The organism is Zhouia amylolytica, assembly GCF_900116365.1.
GTDB lineage: Bacteria > Bacteroidota > Bacteroidia > Flavobacteriales > Flavobacteriaceae > Zhouia > Zhouia amylolytica.
In genome coordinates, this window is sequence record NZ_FPAG01000002.1 from 25,434 (window position 1) to 42,196 (window position 16,763).

General features: G+C 35.8%; 11 protein-coding genes. 4 read left to right on the forward strand and 7 right to left on the reverse strand.

The genetic code is table 11. The features are described 5' to 3' along the window. The first annotated feature begins 173 nt into the window (after nt 1-173). The 4 genes from BM361_RS02665 (at nt 174) to BM361_RS02685 (ending at nt 7,107) form a co-directional block, all read left to right on the forward strand. The gene (locus tag BM361_RS02665) at nt 174-755 is read left to right on the forward strand and encodes an RNA polymerase sigma-70 factor (protein ID WP_161808355.1); all 582 of its coding nucleotides are present in this window, start codon (nt 174-176) and stop codon (nt 753-755) included. A 65-nt stretch (nt 756-820) separates the two neighbouring features. Next, nucleotides 821-1,798, forward strand: coding sequence for a FecR family protein (locus tag BM361_RS02670; protein ID WP_038265120.1), 978 nt, complete (start codon nt 821-823; stop codon nt 1,796-1,798). A gap of 170 nt (nt 1,799-1,968) precedes the next feature. After that, nucleotides 1,969-5,454 carry a TonB-dependent receptor gene (locus BM361_RS02680; RefSeq protein ID WP_175496539.1) on the forward strand — a complete coding sequence of 1,162 codons (3,486 nt, stop codon included), beginning with the start codon at nt 1,969-1,971 and terminating at the stop codon, nt 5,452-5,454. Nucleotides 5,455-5,475: 21 nt separating this feature from the next. Then, entirely contained in the window at nt 5,476-7,107 is a 1,632-nt protein-coding gene (locus BM361_RS02685) for a RagB/SusD family nutrient uptake outer membrane protein (RefSeq protein WP_074977360.1), read from the forward strand. A 131-nt stretch (nt 7,108-7,238) separates the two neighbouring features. Here BM361_RS02685 and BM361_RS02690 read toward each other — a convergent pair whose 3' ends face one another. The 7 genes from BM361_RS02690 to BM361_RS02720 all read right to left on the reverse strand — a co-directional run bounded on the left by BM361_RS02690 (nt 7,239) and on the right by BM361_RS02720 (nt 16,498). Further along, entirely contained in the window at nt 7,239-9,233 is a 1,995-nt protein-coding gene (locus BM361_RS02690; protein ID WP_038265117.1) for a DUF349 domain-containing protein, read from the reverse strand. A gap of 116 nt (nt 9,234-9,349) precedes the next feature. Next, complete coding sequence (locus BM361_RS02695; protein ID WP_038265114.1) at nt 9,350-10,108, reverse strand: shikimate dehydrogenase family protein; 759 nt, start codon at nt 10,106-10,108, stop codon at nt 9,350-9,352. After that, entirely contained in the window at nt 10,086-11,102 is a 1,017-nt protein-coding gene (locus BM361_RS02700) for a DUF368 domain-containing protein (protein WP_038265109.1), read from the reverse strand. Before BM361_RS02700 ends, BM361_RS02695 begins: the two co-directional genes overlap by 23 nt. A 3-nt stretch (nt 11,103-11,105) precedes the next feature. Continuing rightward, nucleotides 11,106-12,026 carry a polyprenyl-phosphate transporter gene (locus BM361_RS02705; RefSeq protein ID WP_038265107.1) on the reverse strand — a complete coding sequence of 307 codons (921 nt, stop codon included), beginning with the start codon at nt 12,024-12,026 and terminating at the stop codon, nt 11,106-11,108. A gap of 34 nt (nt 12,027-12,060) precedes the next feature. Further along, complete coding sequence (locus BM361_RS02710; protein ID WP_038265106.1) at nt 12,061-13,461, reverse strand: tetratricopeptide repeat protein; 1,401 nt, start codon at nt 13,459-13,461, stop codon at nt 12,061-12,063. 99 nt (nt 13,462-13,560) lie between these two features. Then, entirely contained in the window at nt 13,561-14,748 is a 1,188-nt protein-coding gene (locus BM361_RS02715) for an aspartate aminotransferase family protein (RefSeq protein ID WP_074976762.1), read from the reverse strand. Nucleotides 14,749-14,752: 4 nt separating this feature from the next. After that, nucleotides 14,753-16,498, reverse strand: a complete 1,746-nt coding sequence (locus BM361_RS02720) for an OstA-like protein (protein ID WP_275126035.1) — start codon at nt 16,496-16,498, stop codon at nt 14,753-14,755. Between the last annotated feature and the right edge of the window lie 265 nt (nt 16,499-16,763).

Below are 16,763 nucleotides of genomic sequence, written 5' to 3' on the forward strand. Positions count from 1 at the left end.
TTTCTTTATCAACCAGTAAGTAAATATTTTTTTAAAGCGATGGTGTACGTTAGTTGTTCGTATTGATATTGGTAGATTCGTTTGTAATAATTAAAAAATTTAGTTAAAAGAATAACAAATGCTAAGTATTTGGTATATTCGTGTGTACTTATTATGGTGCTAATAGGATCAGTGTGAGAAAAAGAATATTAGACATTAATAACCAAAACTTTATTAATTTACTCAAGGAAGGAGATATTGAAGCTCATGAACTTTTATATCGCCTATACTACGAGAGATTGCTGTATGTCGCTAATTCTTATCTCAATAATAAAGAAGACTCAGAGGAAATAATTAATGATGTATTTGTAAAGCTTTGGAAGCGAAAAAATAAGCTTTCTATTAAATCTTCTTTAAACGCTTATCTATACAGAATGACTAAAAACTTTTGTTTAGATCATTTGAGAAAGCATAAAAAAAGACTTTCCAAGACAGATAATACCTTGCAATTAGAGGCATTTGTGCATTTTGAGGCACTTTCTGATACTGCCTCAACGAAGTTTATTGAAGAAGAGTTAGGTCAACAAATTCAGTTAGCCATTGCAGCTCTGCCTGAAAAATGTCGTGAGGTTTTCACCAAGAGTAAAGTTCAGGGGTTACGATATAAAGAAATATCAGAAGAATTAGATATTTCAATCAAAACTGTAGAAAATCACATGTCTAAAGCTCTTAAGCATATGCGACTTTATTTAAGAGAGTATATGCCTTTTCTTTAAAAAAATTAATTAGCAATAGGGGTAAATTATTATTTGTACGTCTTATGGGTAAAAAGACGTATCAAATGCATAACAAGCTATTGGATCGATTTATTAAAGGAGCTGTCACAGAGGATGAACGAAAAAGTGTATTAGAGTGGCTCCGTCAACATCCAGATAATCAAAAGAAATTCAACAGGCTGAAGGCCTCACATGTTGCTTCAGGAATAGATAAAACTGAAACACTATCTGCTTTTCAGGCTGAAGGTAGTGGTTTCAAGCAACGATTAGAGCAGCTAGATAAGAAAAAAAGCAATCGCTCCGTAGCATTAAGAGCCATGGCCATAGTTATTCCAATTGTTATTTCGTTTATGGTTTTTCAGCTGGGCGGTAATGAATTGTCTTCTGATCCCGCTTCCATTGTTAAGGAACAAACCGTGGTAGGAGAGAAGAAGGAAATTATATTACCGGACGGTTCAAAAGTAATATTAAATTCAGATAGCCATATCAGGTATCCTGATCAATTTCGAGGGGATAAAAGGTTAGTCTATCTGGAGGGGGAGGCTTTGTTTGACGTAACACATGATGAGACTAAGCCATTTATTGTGAAAACAAATGGTATTGATATTAAGGTATTGGGAACTTCCTTCAATGTGAAGTCTTATGAGGAAGATGAAAATATTGAAACTACCTTGATTACGGGGAAAGTTGAAATTTTAGAAGAAGATCAAGAGGAGTCAATCTTTTTAAAACCATCACAAAAAGCCACCTTTAATAAGGTATCTACCGAATTAGTTGTTGCAGAAGTTAAATCAGATGAGATTATAGCATGGCAGAAGGGGGTGTTGGTGTTTAATGAGACGCCTATGAAGCAAGTAATTTCAGATCTGGAAAGGAAGTATGATGTGGTTTTTGAAATTGGTTCACCATCACTTTTGGAATATAAATATACTGGTACATTTAATAACCTGACTATAGAAGAAGTCGTTAAACTTTTAAAATATTCTTCTCCGGTCAATTATGATATGAAAGGCAACCAAATACTATTATCTATGGAAAAATAAACTTAAAACTAACTTAAAAACTATTAAACTATTAAACAAAAAAGAGCGTGCTCCACACACGCTCCAATTTTAACGATTCCTTAAAAAAGTTAAAAACCATTAAACTATGTAAAATTATGAAAAAAAACAGTTCCATTGGATCTTTATCCAAAATCCCAATCATTAGGATTATGAAAATATATACAGTCCTTCTGTGTTTTACTATGGTGAAGATTTTTGCATTAGATGCTAATGCCCAAAATATCTCTTTAGACCTTAAAAATGCGGAATTAAAGAATGTTCTTCTTGAGATTGAAAGCAAAAGTGAATTCAATTTCTTTTATAACAATAGCCTTATAGATGTTTCAAAAAAAGTGTCTGTAAGAGCAAATAATGAAAATATAAATAATGTTTTAAAAGCTATTCTGAGTAATACAGAAATAGATTTTAGGGTAATAAAAAAGCATGTAGTGCTATTCCCTAAAAATCAAAAATCTGCTTATAAGGAACTCAAAAACTTATTAAGAGAAGAAGAAGAGGAGCGAAATAAAACGTCTATGATAGCAACCGCTTCTTCCAGGGATTTACAAGAGGCATTTGCTTCTATTATTCAGGAAACGGTTAGTGGTACCGTTGTAGATGAAGATGGAATTCCATTACCAGGTGTAGCTGTTCTGATTAAAGGAACCTCCACTGGGACACAAACAGATTTTGATGGTAAATATTCTATAGAAGCAAGTGTAGGGGAAACACTTGTATTTTCTTATGTAGGTCAGAAGACTGTTGAAAGAGCTGTGGGATCTTCCCGTGTTATTAATGTTCAAATGGTTACAGATGCTCAAGCTCTTGAAGAGGTTATTGTTACTGCTTATGGTCAAACCACCAAGGAAGCTTTTACGGGATCTGCTGATGTTGTTGGTTCTGAGGATTTAGCATTACGTGTGGCCACTTCACCTATTTCTGCAATTGAAGGTACTGCAACGGGTGTTCAGGTGATATCTGCATCTGGTCAACCAGGCTCTTCTCCGGAAATTATTATTAGAGGTGTGGGAACCTTGAATGGATCAACAGATCCACTTTATATAGTTGACGGGATTCAGTTTGAGGGAGGATTGAATAGTATTAATCAGGATGATATTGAGTCTATGACCATTCTAAAAGATGCGGCATCGACTTCATTATATGGATCCAGGGCTGCAAATGGTGTTGTTTTAATTACAACGAAGACAGGGAAGAAAGGATCGCCAGCAAGAATTAACGTAACCTCTCAGTATGGTATTGTGACTAAGGCTGTTGAGGAATATAAGGCAGTTAATCCGGGTCAATATTATGAATTGATGTGGGAAGCGTACAAGAATTCCTTAAGTGGTGCTGATGCTGCGACTGAGGCGTCTGCTACTATTTTTAACCGTCTTGGGTATAATCCTTTTAATGTGCCCAATGATCAAATTGTTGGAACTGATGGGCGTTTAAACCCAAATGCAGGTGTTATATACAAGGGATTAAGCTGGTATGACGCTTTAGAGCGGACTGGTCAAAGGATAAATCACTCTATGAGTGTTACTGGTGGTGGAGAAGACCATCAGGTGTTTTTTTCAGCCTCTTATTTGAAAGAAGATGGTTATGTGATCGAAAGTGATTATGACCGAATTACGTCTCGTTTAAATGGAGATTTCGATCTTACGGACTGGTTGTCTGTTGGAGGTAGCGTTAACTTATCATTATCAGACTCTCATGGTCCGACCGGGGTTGGAGAGAGTAGCATTGTGAATCCGTTCAACTGGGCAAAAGATGTAGGTTCTATTTATCCGGTTTATGTAGTTGATAACGATGGGAACTTTGCGTTGAATGCTGCAGGTGAACGTCAGTTTGATTATGGTGAAGGATATCCGGAATTTGGTATACAGTCAAGACCTTATAGTCCGGGTCGTCATGGTATTGCTGAAGCAATATTTAATGAAGAGCTTACTAAAATTAATAATTATGGATTCAGATACTATGCAGAGTTCACTTTATTGGAAGGTTTAAATCTAAAATTTAATTACGGTCAGGATATTCAGGATTACATAAATAAGAGTTATGAAAATAATATCGTAGGTGATGGAGCTCCAACCGGAAGGTATGGTGAAACGCGTTTTAGAAGAACTGTTGAGAACTTCAACCAAATTTTAACCTACAATAATACATTCAATGATGTTCATAATTTGGATGTTACCCTGGGTCATGAGAGTTTTGACAGAAACTATTCGGAAAATGATGGTTTAGCGACAACTCAGACTGCCGAGGGGATATATGAGTTTGATAACTTTTCGACGCCTGTTAGGTTAGGAGGTTATAGCTCAGATAAAAGAACTGAGGGGTATTTTGCCAGAGTGAATTATAACTTTGACAATAGGTATTATTTAAGTGCATCTGCAAGGAGAGACGGTTCTTCTGTATTTAATTCGGATGTTCGCTGGGGTAATTTTTATTCTATAGGCGGATCCTGGAGAATTGACCAGGAGAGTTTCATGGATAATGTTTCATTTATTGACCGTTTGAAATTAAGAGCGTCATATGGGGAAGTAGGTAATGATAACTTACTAGATTTTTACATATCTCAACCTAGATATTCTCTTACCTCTAATGCTGGAGACCCTGCTATTTACTGGTCTGATTTGGGTAATAATGCACTTACATGGGAAACAGTAGAGAGTTGGGATATTGCGTTAGAATTTGGATTGTTTAATAACTTCCTTGATGGTTCAGTCGAATACTATAAGAAAAATTCGTCTGATTTACTTTACAATTTGCCGATTGCATTGTCGAATGGTTTGGATGAAAAACCGGATAATATAGGAACCATGTTTAATGAAGGGTTTGAAGTTGCTCTTACAGGGCATTTAATTGACAATGGTGATGTTAAATGGGATTTAACACTACAGGCTTCGACCTTAAACAATGAAATTACTGATCTTCCTGCACCATTTGTAAATGGATCTAAACGTTGGGATGTGGGACGTTCACGATATGATTTTTATATCTATGATTACGCTGGTGTTGATCCGGATAATGGAGATGCTTTGTATTATAAGTATGAAGGGGATATTAATGCCGGAGAAAGACAGGCTGTTTTGAATCCTGATGGAACTCATGCCACGACTAATGATTGGGATGATGCCGGTAGAGCATATGTAGGAGAGAGTTCGATTCCTGATTTAATTGGATCTGTTCAAAATAGATTTAGCTATAAAGGGTTGGCTTTTGATTTTATGTTTACTTTTTCACAAGGTGGAAAAATTTTAGATAATGGTTATTCTGCAATGATGCATACTGGAGACTATGGAGAGTCGTTACATGAAGATGCTTTGAATGCATGGAGAGTACCAGGGGATGTAACCAGTGTTCCAAGGTTAGAAAATGGGAACTCAAATCAGGTTCAAAGGCAATCTACTCGATTTTTAACAGATGCTTCTTATATAGCACTGAAAAATGTGAATCTTTCCTATACGCTGGATGATGACGTATCTGAAAGATTAGGGGTTTCAAATTTAAGATTCTTTTTAGCGGGTGAAAATTTATTCATCAAAAGTGAAAGAACCGGATTGAACCCACAGTATAACCTAGCAGGTACAGGATCAGGGAATGATTACAATCCTTCAAGAGTTGTTTCCCTTGGTATTAATGTATCTTTCTAATATCTATTAAAAATGAAAAATATGTTACGAAAAATTAATATAATATTGATGTCATTTTTAATGATGACATTAACCGGATGTTCAGAAGATTTTCTGGAAACCAAACCGACAGATGCTATTTCTGCAGGTGATGCATTGGCATCACCGGCGAATATGAAATTAATCTTAAATGGATTACACCGATATATGTATGCTCAGACCGGTTCCTTACCGGGAGGATCTAATACATTTGCGGGGGAGCATTATTTTATTCCTATGTTTGATGTGATACCAGGGGTGTTGATTCACTCGGCTCCGGCTAATGGCTGGCATCAAGCTGAATTACGTTGGATAGCACATACGGTTCCAACTGATGCAATGAATGAACAACTTTGGTTTCAGCGTTATCATTTTATTGCAAGCTGTAATTCGATAATTAAAAAGGTAGCCGATGATAATTTGGTTATTGATGAAGATATGAGTGAGATACTTGGGCAGGCATATGCCTACAGGGCATGGGCTTATCTTAAGCTGGTAACCTCATTCGGTAAAGGTTATTTAATAGGAAACCCTTCAACAGATCCTGGAGTTCCTTTATTGTTTTCTACGGAGGCACCCTATGAGAGTCAGCCCAGATCAACTGTTCAAGAAGTGTATGATCAGATAGAGCAAGATATAAATCAATCCATTGCATATTTCCAGAATGCAACTGCTCGTCCTACTGGTGATCCGAAGCATAAGTCTCAAATTAATATTAATGCGGCTTATGGAATAAAAGCGCGTATGGCCTTATCTAAGGGAGATTGGCAAACAGCTGCTGACGCTGCTGTAATGGCAAGAGATGGGTTCCCATTGATGGATGAAGCTGATTGGTTGTCTGGTTTCAATACCAATAATTTATCGGAGGTTATCTGGGGAGGAAATGTTATTCAAACAGAGACTACATTTTTCCGTTCCTATTTTTATTTAGTATCACCTACCTTTAATGGAAGTCAGAACAGGGGTAATCCAAAGCTTTTTAATAAAGAAATATACGAGCTGATACCTGATACCGATTATCGTAAGAAAAGTGTGTTACCATTAGCTCCTAATACAAATTCTTCGGCTTCTAATGGCGAGGGAGGAAGTTTTGAAACTGATCCAAATTACGATAATGAGGCTGATTTTGAAGCTGCGTATGATGAGATTATTGCTACCTATGGGATGACAGACAGGCATAATACACATCCATATATGCATGTTAAGTTCTTACAAAAGAATCCAGGAACTATTGATCCTGATGATGTAATATATATGCGTTCTTCGGAGATGTATTTAATAGAGGCAGAAGCTAAAGCTATGATGAACGACATTACAGGGGCTCAAGATGCTTTAGGGATGCTTGCGGGAGCAAGAGACTCTGCTTTTGATAAAACGGCATATGGTACCCAACAAGCGTTAATGGACCAAATTAAATTTCAGTGGTATGTAGAGCTTTATGGTGAAGGTTTTGGTTATACCAATCATATTCGATGGGATGAAGGTATAGATCATACCAATTCTGGTGCCTCTGAGGTTTTATATCAAAATGGTTTTATGCAAGAAAGACCTTCAGTTAATGATGAATGGATCTTTAAAATTCCACAGGCGGAAATAGATGCAAATCCAAATTTAACAGAAGCGGATCAGAATTAATTTTAAGAAGTATTTATTTAGAAAGAAAATGGGGTATTAAACAATACTCCCTTTTTCTTTTTGTACGGTTAGCTTCCGGAAAATAAAAAAAGCCACTGGAAAGTGGCTTTTTTTTTATTCTATTCGGATATTTATTCTCCTGAAGGATCTTTATCTGATGACTCTTCCACGTTTTGTTCTTCTACATCTTCTTCCAGATTAATATTTCTAATCTCTTTTAATTTGGCTTTCCATATATCTAAAGATTGTTTGTGTTTATCAATGTTATCAACAACATCTTTTACTATAGGATTCTTTTTATCTGTATTAAAGAAGGCTAGATTGTTCTCTAATTGTCTGATTTCGCCTTTGAGTTCATCAATCTTTCTTCTTATGAAACGTTTTTCATCGTAGATGAGATTTTCGTCATTGGCTTGCTCTAATTGGTCAATTTTATTACCGTATTTGATCAGTTCAGCTTCTTGTTTATCGATGTTTAATTTTCTGAAGAGTGCATCAATAATTTTAAAGAATTTGGCTTCTACTCCTCTTTTGTTAAATGGTACTTTGCCAAAGCCGTTCCATTCAGCGATAAAGTTCTTGATGGTTTTCAAGTCTTTTTCCTGATCATCACCCAGCTCAAAAGTTTTCAGTTCGTCTAAGAAGGCCTTTTTCTTATCCAGTGCTTCAAACTCAACTTTATTAGCTTTATTCTGATGTGCATGATATCTATCAAAATATTTGTTACAAGCCGCTTTAAATTCGTCCCAAATTTTATCTGAGTATTTTCGAGGAACATGACCTATTTTCTTCCAATCAGACTGAATTTTTTTCATGATTGGGGTGGTATCGTTCCAGTCTTCACTTTCTTGCAAAGATTGGGCAATTTCTACCAATTTTAGTTTCTTTTCCAGGTTGACATGCTGCTCTTTTTTGAGCGTTTTGTAGAAAGCATTTTTACTGCGATTGAAGCGTCTTACCGTTTCTTTAAAAGAGGACCAAGTTTCTTCATTAAATTTTTGAGGAACCTTGCCTGCATTAAAGAATGCTTCGCGTAAGCTTTCAATTTCTTTTATTTTCTTTTGCCACTCGGAATGTGATTTATAATTTTTCGAAGAAATTGCTTCAATTTCGGCAATTATGTTTCTTTTCTTCTCTAAATTTAGTTCACTAAGTTCATCTAATTTTTTATAGTACTCTTGCCTTCTTTTATGGATTTCTTTTGTTGCTTCACTGAAACGATTCCAGATATCTTCTCTGTGTTCTCTATCTACCGGTCCAATATCTTCTTTCCATATCTTATGTAGCATTTGAAGTTCTCTGAAAGCTTTTACAACATCTTTTTCATTTTTTAAAGCCTCTGCTTTGGTAACGAGCTTTTCTTTTTCTTCCAGGTTATGTTTAAAGTCCAGATCTCTAAGGTCTCTGTTAAGATCGAGAAAATCATAAAACCTTTCTACATGAAAATGATATGTTCTCCATACATCGTTATAGCTTACCCTAGGCACAGGACCGGCATGTCTCCAAATGTCCTGTATTTCTTTAAAGCGCTTGAAGGTTTCATTAATGTTTTCATCAACGTTAATAAGTCCTTTTAGTTCTTCAATCAGGTGAAGGCGTTTCTCAAGATTTCCTTTTAAGGTTTGCTCAAGATTTTTATAGTAGGCATTTCTTTTAGCGCGATACTCACTGTAGAGTTCGTCATATTTTTTCTTAGTAGGGGAGGTGAAGGAAAAATCAATTTCATTTCCGCCGTCATTGATGAAGTCTTCTTTTCTTTGTTCTAACTCTTCCTGATGCTTTAATTCAAATTCGTATTTTATTCCATCAACATGGTTTTTGATGGCTTGAATTTTATGATTGTTGATGAGTTCTTGCAGTTCGGCAACCAACTTTTCCATGCTCAAAGCATGATAGTCTGGCATTGGTATACTGTGGCGCTGTTGATTATCTTCATCTTCAGCATCCTCGGCATTTGACTTATCTATTTCATCAATAGCTTCATCATCTTGCTGATCCTGATTGATGTTTTCAATGTTATCGTCTGAAACTTTCTCTTCTTGCTCCTCGGCATTTGTAATCTCAACAGTTTCTTTATTCTGTCCGTCTGCTTCGTGCAGGTTATCCTTTTTTTCTTCGTCTAACATTTCAAGAATGTTTAAGGTTCATCACTACTTTAAAGTCTGAAAGATACTAACAAGTCTTAAGATAGCCAAGTATTTTGATAAACACCCCTTAAAATAAATCAGTCAGAAGTTAATTTTTATTCATTCCATATTTTCCAAGCCTTTTCTGCTTGAAATTCTAACATTTTCAATCCATTACATATGGCAGCTCCTTTTTCCTTTCCTAATTTTAAAAAGGCAGTTTCTTCCGGGTTGTAAATAAGATCATATAATAAATGTTTTTTGGTAATGAACTCGTAAGGGATTGGCGGTTTATCTTCAATATTAGGATAGGTACCTAAAGGAGTACAATTAATAATAATTGGATGATCTTCAATGATATACTTGGTTAGGATCTTATATGTAAAATCAGCATTACTTGATGATCTGGAAACAAAGTTGTAATCAATTCCCATTTTTTTAAGTGCAAAGGCAATGGCCTTAGAGGCACCTCCGGTTCCAAGGATAAGGGCTTTGGTGTGATTTGGCTTTATAAACGGTTCAATTGATTTTTTGAATCCATAGTAATCGGTGTTATAGCCTTTTAACTTCCCTTTTTTCGTGATTTTTATAGTGTTTACAGCTCCAATTGTTTTGGCATTTTTGTTCAAGCTATCCAAAAAAGGAATTACGGCTTGTTTATATGGAATTGTAACGTTCATTCCTTTAACTTCGGGGTGTTCTTTAAGAATATTGGGGAACTTTGCAATGTTCTCAAGGTCGAAGTTAACGTAGGAACAATTGGATAGCTGAAGCTCTTCGAACTTTTTAGAAAAATACGTTCGTGAAAAGGAATAAGAAATGTTTTTACCAATAAGTCCGAACAGTTTATGTTTATTTTGTTGTGCGTTTTCCATACCAATCTAATGCTAAGACAATTAATATACCAATGCAAATAAACCCCAGGGCAGTCCAGGTTTCTACCGATTCAAAGTTAGGAATGTATCGCTGGTAGTTTAAAATAATTTTTTCACCTTCACTGTCTAAAATATAATTTCCGGTTTCATTTAACTTGTATATGGTTTGTTTCCATGGCCAAACCACACCCAAGGAGCCCGTTATGAACCCTATGATTACTGCGGTGGTAACAAATTTATAATGTTTTAGTACATAATTCAGGAGGTGGGATAGTGTTACAAGTCCGGTTGCTGAACCGAGGGTGAATACAGCTAGTATTTTCAAAATATGAAGTCTTTCTCCGTTGTTGATAAAACTAAAATCACCTTTGAATACTTCTGCAATAGTGTTGTAAAGGGCGTTAACCGAATCAACCAATAATAGAACGTAATTACCTAAAAGGATTAAAATAAAAGATCCTGACAGTCCCGGGAGGGTCATTCCGGAGACACTGATAATGCCACAAAGAAAAATAAATAACAGGTTGTCATTTTCTTTTGCCGGGCTCAGGAAACTAATGGAAACACCTAATATCAGGCCAGCTAATGCTGATAAAATGGTGTTTTTTTTCCAATGATGAAAGTCTTTGTATATGTAATAAATAGAACCTAATATCATTCCAAAAAAACAAGCCCAAACATAGAGTTCTTTTCGTTCGAGAAAATAATCAAGAATTTTAGAAACACTAAAATAGCTGGTGAGCATTCCTAATAGAAGTAGCCCCAAAAACCGACCATTGATGTATTGGTAGAAGCTCTTAAAACCTCTTTTGAATAATAGCGTAAATGCTTTTCCGTTGATACGCTGTAAAGAGAAGATGAATTCTTCATAAAAGCCTGCAACAAAGGCAACAATACCGCCTGAAACGCCTGGAACTTTATTTGCAGCACCCATCGCTAATCCTTTTATGAAAAGGAATATTTTATCTTGAATGGTGCGCGTTTTTTGCAGCATATATTAGTTAGATTTAACAGCTACTCTTTCTAAAATGTAAATGGTAAGAAAACCACAAATTGCCAGTAATACTGACCATAATAACTGCGGATCTCCTGTATAATTACCTGGCAATATACTTTGCTGTAATAAGGGAACTTCATGGCCTTTGGAGTTGGTGTACCATGTTAGGGTTTCTTTCCATGGCCATATTTTGTTTAATGAACCTAAAATGAACCCGGTTAAAATGGCCAAAGTAAGATTTTTATAATGGTTGAACATCCATTTTAATATGCGGGCGAAGCTTAAGATACCGAATATGGCACCAATTCCCAAAATACCAATTGTTTTCAGATTCTTTTCATCAATAGCTTCCAAAACCACTTTATAAGCGCCTAGTAGTACTAATATGAAGGCACCGGATATACCTGGTAAAATCATGGCGCAAATTGCCAAAGCACCGGCTAAAAACAAAAATAAATTACTTTCTGTGTTTTGCATTGGGGGAATCGTGGTAATGTAATAGGCTACAATAGTTCCAATGATAAAAAATGAAATAGTGCTTAATTGCCATCTTTTAATTTCTTTAGCAACAAAAAGGATACTTGCTAAAACCAGTCCAAAGAAGAATGACCAAAGTAAAATGGGTTCATTTTCCAGTAACCATTTGATACCTTTGGCCAGGGATAGCACACTAATTGCGATCCCTAAAAGGAGGGCAGCAAAAAAGTTTCCATTTATCTGTTCCCATGTTTTGGCAATTCCCTCTTTCCTCAAGGTTTTTAAAGCGGAAAGATTGATCTTATTAATTGATGAAATAAGTTCTTCGTATATTCCTGAGATGAAGGCGATGGTGCCTCCAGAAACGCCAGGAACAACATCAGCTGCTCCCATGGCAATTCCTTTAAGAGTTATGATTAGGTAATCTAAAAATGATCTTCGCATACTTTGTTCTTAACTCGAACAAAAGTATATAATTTTAATTTGAGGTCTTTTGAAAATTTGTTATAATATTCTTAACAGTTTTTCTACTAAAAACAGAGGGGAATGATTCTGTCATATTCTTTAAATGACGATAGCCGGTTTTTAGGGCAGCCTTTAGATGCTGACTACCTTCGAGGGCGTCTCCTATGGTATAATAGATCGCTGAGAGTCTGTATTCCAGTGTTGCTTCTGATGGGTGAAATTCTAATCCCTGCGTCAGGCATTGGATAGCAGAATTGTATTCCCCAAGTTTTATGAGAATATCTGCCCAGGCTGTCCAGGTGTCTAATTCATAATTACCAAGTTCAACAGCTTTTTTGTAGGCTAAATCAGCTTCTTCGTAAAAATGTAAGTTACTATGAATAAGAGCACTTCTTTTCCAATATTGCACATTTTCAGAATCGATGTTTATTGCCTTGTTAATGTAGTGCAAAGCTTTGCGATAATTTTCCTGTCGGATGTAAAAATCAGTAATAGCAATCCAACCTTTATCGAGTAAAGGATCTTCATGAACCGTTTTATAAAAATATTCTTTTGCAAGGTCCAGATTTCCTAACTTTTCGTGGCATTTTCCAATTCTTAATAAGGCAAAAGAAGTTGGATCTTCCAATTTGAGTGTTATTTCGTAATTCTCGATGGCTTCATTATAACGTTTAAGTTTTTCAAGTACTTTTCCTTTTTCGATATAAGCACCAATAAAAGCATCATCTGAGTAGATAGCAAAGTCAAATGCAGCAACGGCTTCTTTAAATCTTTTATCTTTAAAAAATTGTTTTCCGATCTGATGCCATGCGACCTCACAATATGGATTTTTATCGAGGTAGATGTTGAGAAATTCAATAGCGCCCTCTGTGTCACCTAAATTATCAAAACAATAAATAGCATTATATAAGGCCGGATAGTCTTCAGGATCTTGTTCAATGCACTTCAGAAAGCTGTTTTTAGCTTCGACGTAGTCATCAAGAAATAAATATTCCATTCCTAACAACGAATGAATGTCGGAACTTTCATCAGAATAGGTCAATGCTAATTGCAGCATTTCTATGGCAAGCAAATGATTTTCTTTTTTAGAAAAGATATTAGCTTTTTGAATATATACTTCTTCATTTGTGACTTCAATAGAGGCGATTTCTGATAAAAGTTGTTCAGCATCATCCAGGCGGTTTTCAAATACCATAACCTCTACTTTTAAAAGCTTCAATTCTGAGGACGTTGGATGTTGTTCTAAACCGATAGCAATAGCCTTTTTGGCTAAACTAACTTTACCATTGTTTAAATAATGGTGTATAATGTCTTCAAAGTCTTCAGTATCAAAGAAGTAGACATCATTCGTTTTTAGCATAGACTCGAACTTTTCGAGCGGGAGGTTTTGTTCATTGTGAGCACTAAATTGCATAAGCGATGCGGTTTTAGATTTCTACATTTATAAAGTTAGGGCTTGATGGCTACGATTTGATTCATAGTCATGATTGTTATTAACAAATTAGTTAACAGTTTAGACGTTATATTGGTTTAATACTTTCAATATGATGTCACACCCTTGTTTAATTTCGTCATTACTGATGGTTAGGGGAGGCGTTATTCTAACGGCACGGGTCTCTACCAGAAGCCAGAATAAAACAAGTCCGTGCTTCATACTTTCCATAACCAAATGATTTGTTATTTCTTCATTTTTCATGATCAGGGCTAACATTAATCCTTTACCTCTGATTTCATTGATAAGTGGATGTATTAACAATTTTCTAAATAACTGTTCTTTTTCCAGTGTTTTTTCCTGAAGGTCTGAATTTATTACTTCTTTAAGGGTGGCCAGGCAAGCTGCAGCTATTACAGGGTGTCCACCAAAGGTTGTAATATGTCCTTGCTTTGGATGGTCTTTCAATAGATTCATCAGTTTGTGTGAGGCCGTAAAGGCACCGACCGGCATTCCTCCACCCATTCCTTTTCCCATCACAATAATATCCGGAACAATTCCATAGTTCATAAAACCAAAAAGTTTACCTGTTCGTCCAAATCCCGGTTGTATTTCATCCAGTATTAATAGCGATCCTGTTTCGTCGCAACGTTGACGCACCTTTTTTAAGTAATCATTTTGAGGTTCGATAAACCCAGCTCCGCCTTGAATTGTTTCCAAAATGACAGCTGCAGTTTTATGTGTTATTTGATTTAATTCATCCGGCTTATTGAATTCGATAAATTTAACTCCGGGAATGAGGGGTCTAAATGCTCTTTTGCGGCTTTCTATTCCCATGACACTCATTGCACCCATAGTATTACCGTGATAGGCGTTTTTTGCTGAAATTACAGTGGCGCGACCAGTAGCTCTTTTAGCCAATTTAATAGCGCCTTCAATCGCTTCGGTACCGGAATTAACTAAATAGGTAGCTTCTAGCGGGGCGGGAAGTTCACTGGCCAGTAATTTTGTCAAGGCAACAGCCGGTTGTTGGATATATTCACCATATACCATCACATGCATATACTGATCAACTTGTTGCTTTATAGCTTCTATAACTTTTGGATTAGAATGTCCAAGGGTATTTGCCGAAACCCCAGCTACAAAGTCAAGGTATGCATTATTGTCAATGTCATATATATAAGACCCTTCGGCTTTTGAAATTTCTAATGCCAACGGGTGAGGCGATGTTTGCGCCTGATATTTGTAAAAATCATCTAAGTTTGACATTCCTTTAGTTTGTTTTGCTACTCTTTTTGACTACAATAGTGTCCTGCTTTTTTGCTGGTGTGGCTTTAGGCTTTGGCTGGACATTGGTCGGGTTTTGCTTTGAGGGATCATTTTCTTCATCGCTCTTCTCATCAATTTTCTCTTCTCCGGGAGCAAGGTTAGGATTGTCAATATCAATAGGGTTTGTAACTCCTTTAATTTCAGGTAATATAATATTGTTGTCGTCTTCGTCAAATATATCATCCTTCGTTAAGATCATCTGATCGCCATACCATTTTAATCCTCTCAATTTCCTGCCATTAGGGGGGAGTTCCTTGTCCGGATATATGTTACCATCTACTTCATTTCTCGATATTACATCATCAATTTCATTTTCAGAAAAAATAAATTCAATGCTTCCGCATTTTCTCTTATCAATTCCTATAAACTCAGTCTCGTTCCAGAGGTAATAAATCAGTTCGGCATTTTTTACAACATCAACTTGTTTTAGTTTATTATCTATAAATTTTCCAAACAGATCTTTGCCTTTTATCTGATTGAAAGCGTTTTCACTCAATGTATCCTTTTGAACGATAAATGCATTATTCAGTACTTTTAATGAATCAAGCTTTTCTGTTTCAAGATCTGAGGTTATCAGGATGCTGTCGCCAGTCATTTGTGTTTTGCCACTCCATAAAATAGGGTCTTTAATAAGGCGTGTAATTCCCGATTTTTCATCAGAGGTAATAGAGTCGCATTTACCACTCATATCACTTTTAAAGAATTTTGCGTTATGAAAGGCCTTAATGATCCGTTCATTTTCCTTACCTGTAACCATTAGTGTGTCTCCATGAATATACATGGAGTCTTTTTCTACAATACTGATAGCTACAGCTCTTTTTGTAACAAAAAGGGAATCTTTTGCTTTGTAAACTTCTGCATAATGACCTTTTACAACTCCTTTATTTATGGTGTCAATAACTCTAATATTGTTCGTGGCAGAGGCAAATTCCCTGGCTTTATCGAAATAAACGCTATCTCCTCGTATAATTCTGTTATTATAGTCGATGCGGGTGTTTTTAATACCATAGCCATTTTCAACTTTGGTATCGTAAAAGCCTCTTTCACAGTACAACTTATAATCTTTACCTGTAATCGTTGAAGGGCCGTACATATAGGCGTTTCGCGAGTTGGTATAATAATCTAAACGCGCTGATTCGATGTTGTAATCAGGGTTTACAATTTTCACATCGCTTTTAAACTCGTATTTTTTGATTGTAAGGTAATAGCGTCCCTTGTTGCTTGTTAGTGTATTAACGCTGTCCTTAACGGTTCCAAAGGTGTTGTAATAAGCTTCTTGTATTGCTCTGTCAAACCACACTTTCTCAGAGGTTAACTCCATCGAGTTATTACGGAGGTTAACAGCTCCTTCTGCCACAGCAATTTTTGTGTTACCGTTATACTCAGTTCGATCACTATTCATCTTGATAGAGTCTCCCTGTTGGAAAAAGACATCTCCGTAAGCCTTTATGGTATTATCTTCTTGATAAAAAACGGCAACATCACACCAAAAGTCTACGCCCTCATGCTCAAACTGAACTTGTCTATCTCCGGCTTTGCTAAATATAGCAGCTCCAGGATACTTTGCTTCATCTTTAGAAAAGTCACCTCCATAAACAATTTTAATACGTTTGCCTTGTGGTTCTTGAGCATTCGAATAAAAGCTTAAAAGGACTAAAATGTAACAGCATGTATTTAATATAAATCTCAATACTTTAAAATTTTTTATAAAATTAAAAATTTTACTCACTATGTAAGATTAAAAATAAGCCTGTGCTTAAAAAGTTTTATTTCTACAGGCAAAATTGACTTCTATATTATTTGGAAGTCAGTTTAGGTATCCAGGGACGATTCTGGTTTTGGTTCATCCATTTCCAATGCTGAACGATGCATTGGAAGAGTTAACAATTTGATATTAGGTGTACTTTGAACAAAGCAATTAGTTTAAGCAAAAACGCTTTGGTGATTTAACCAAA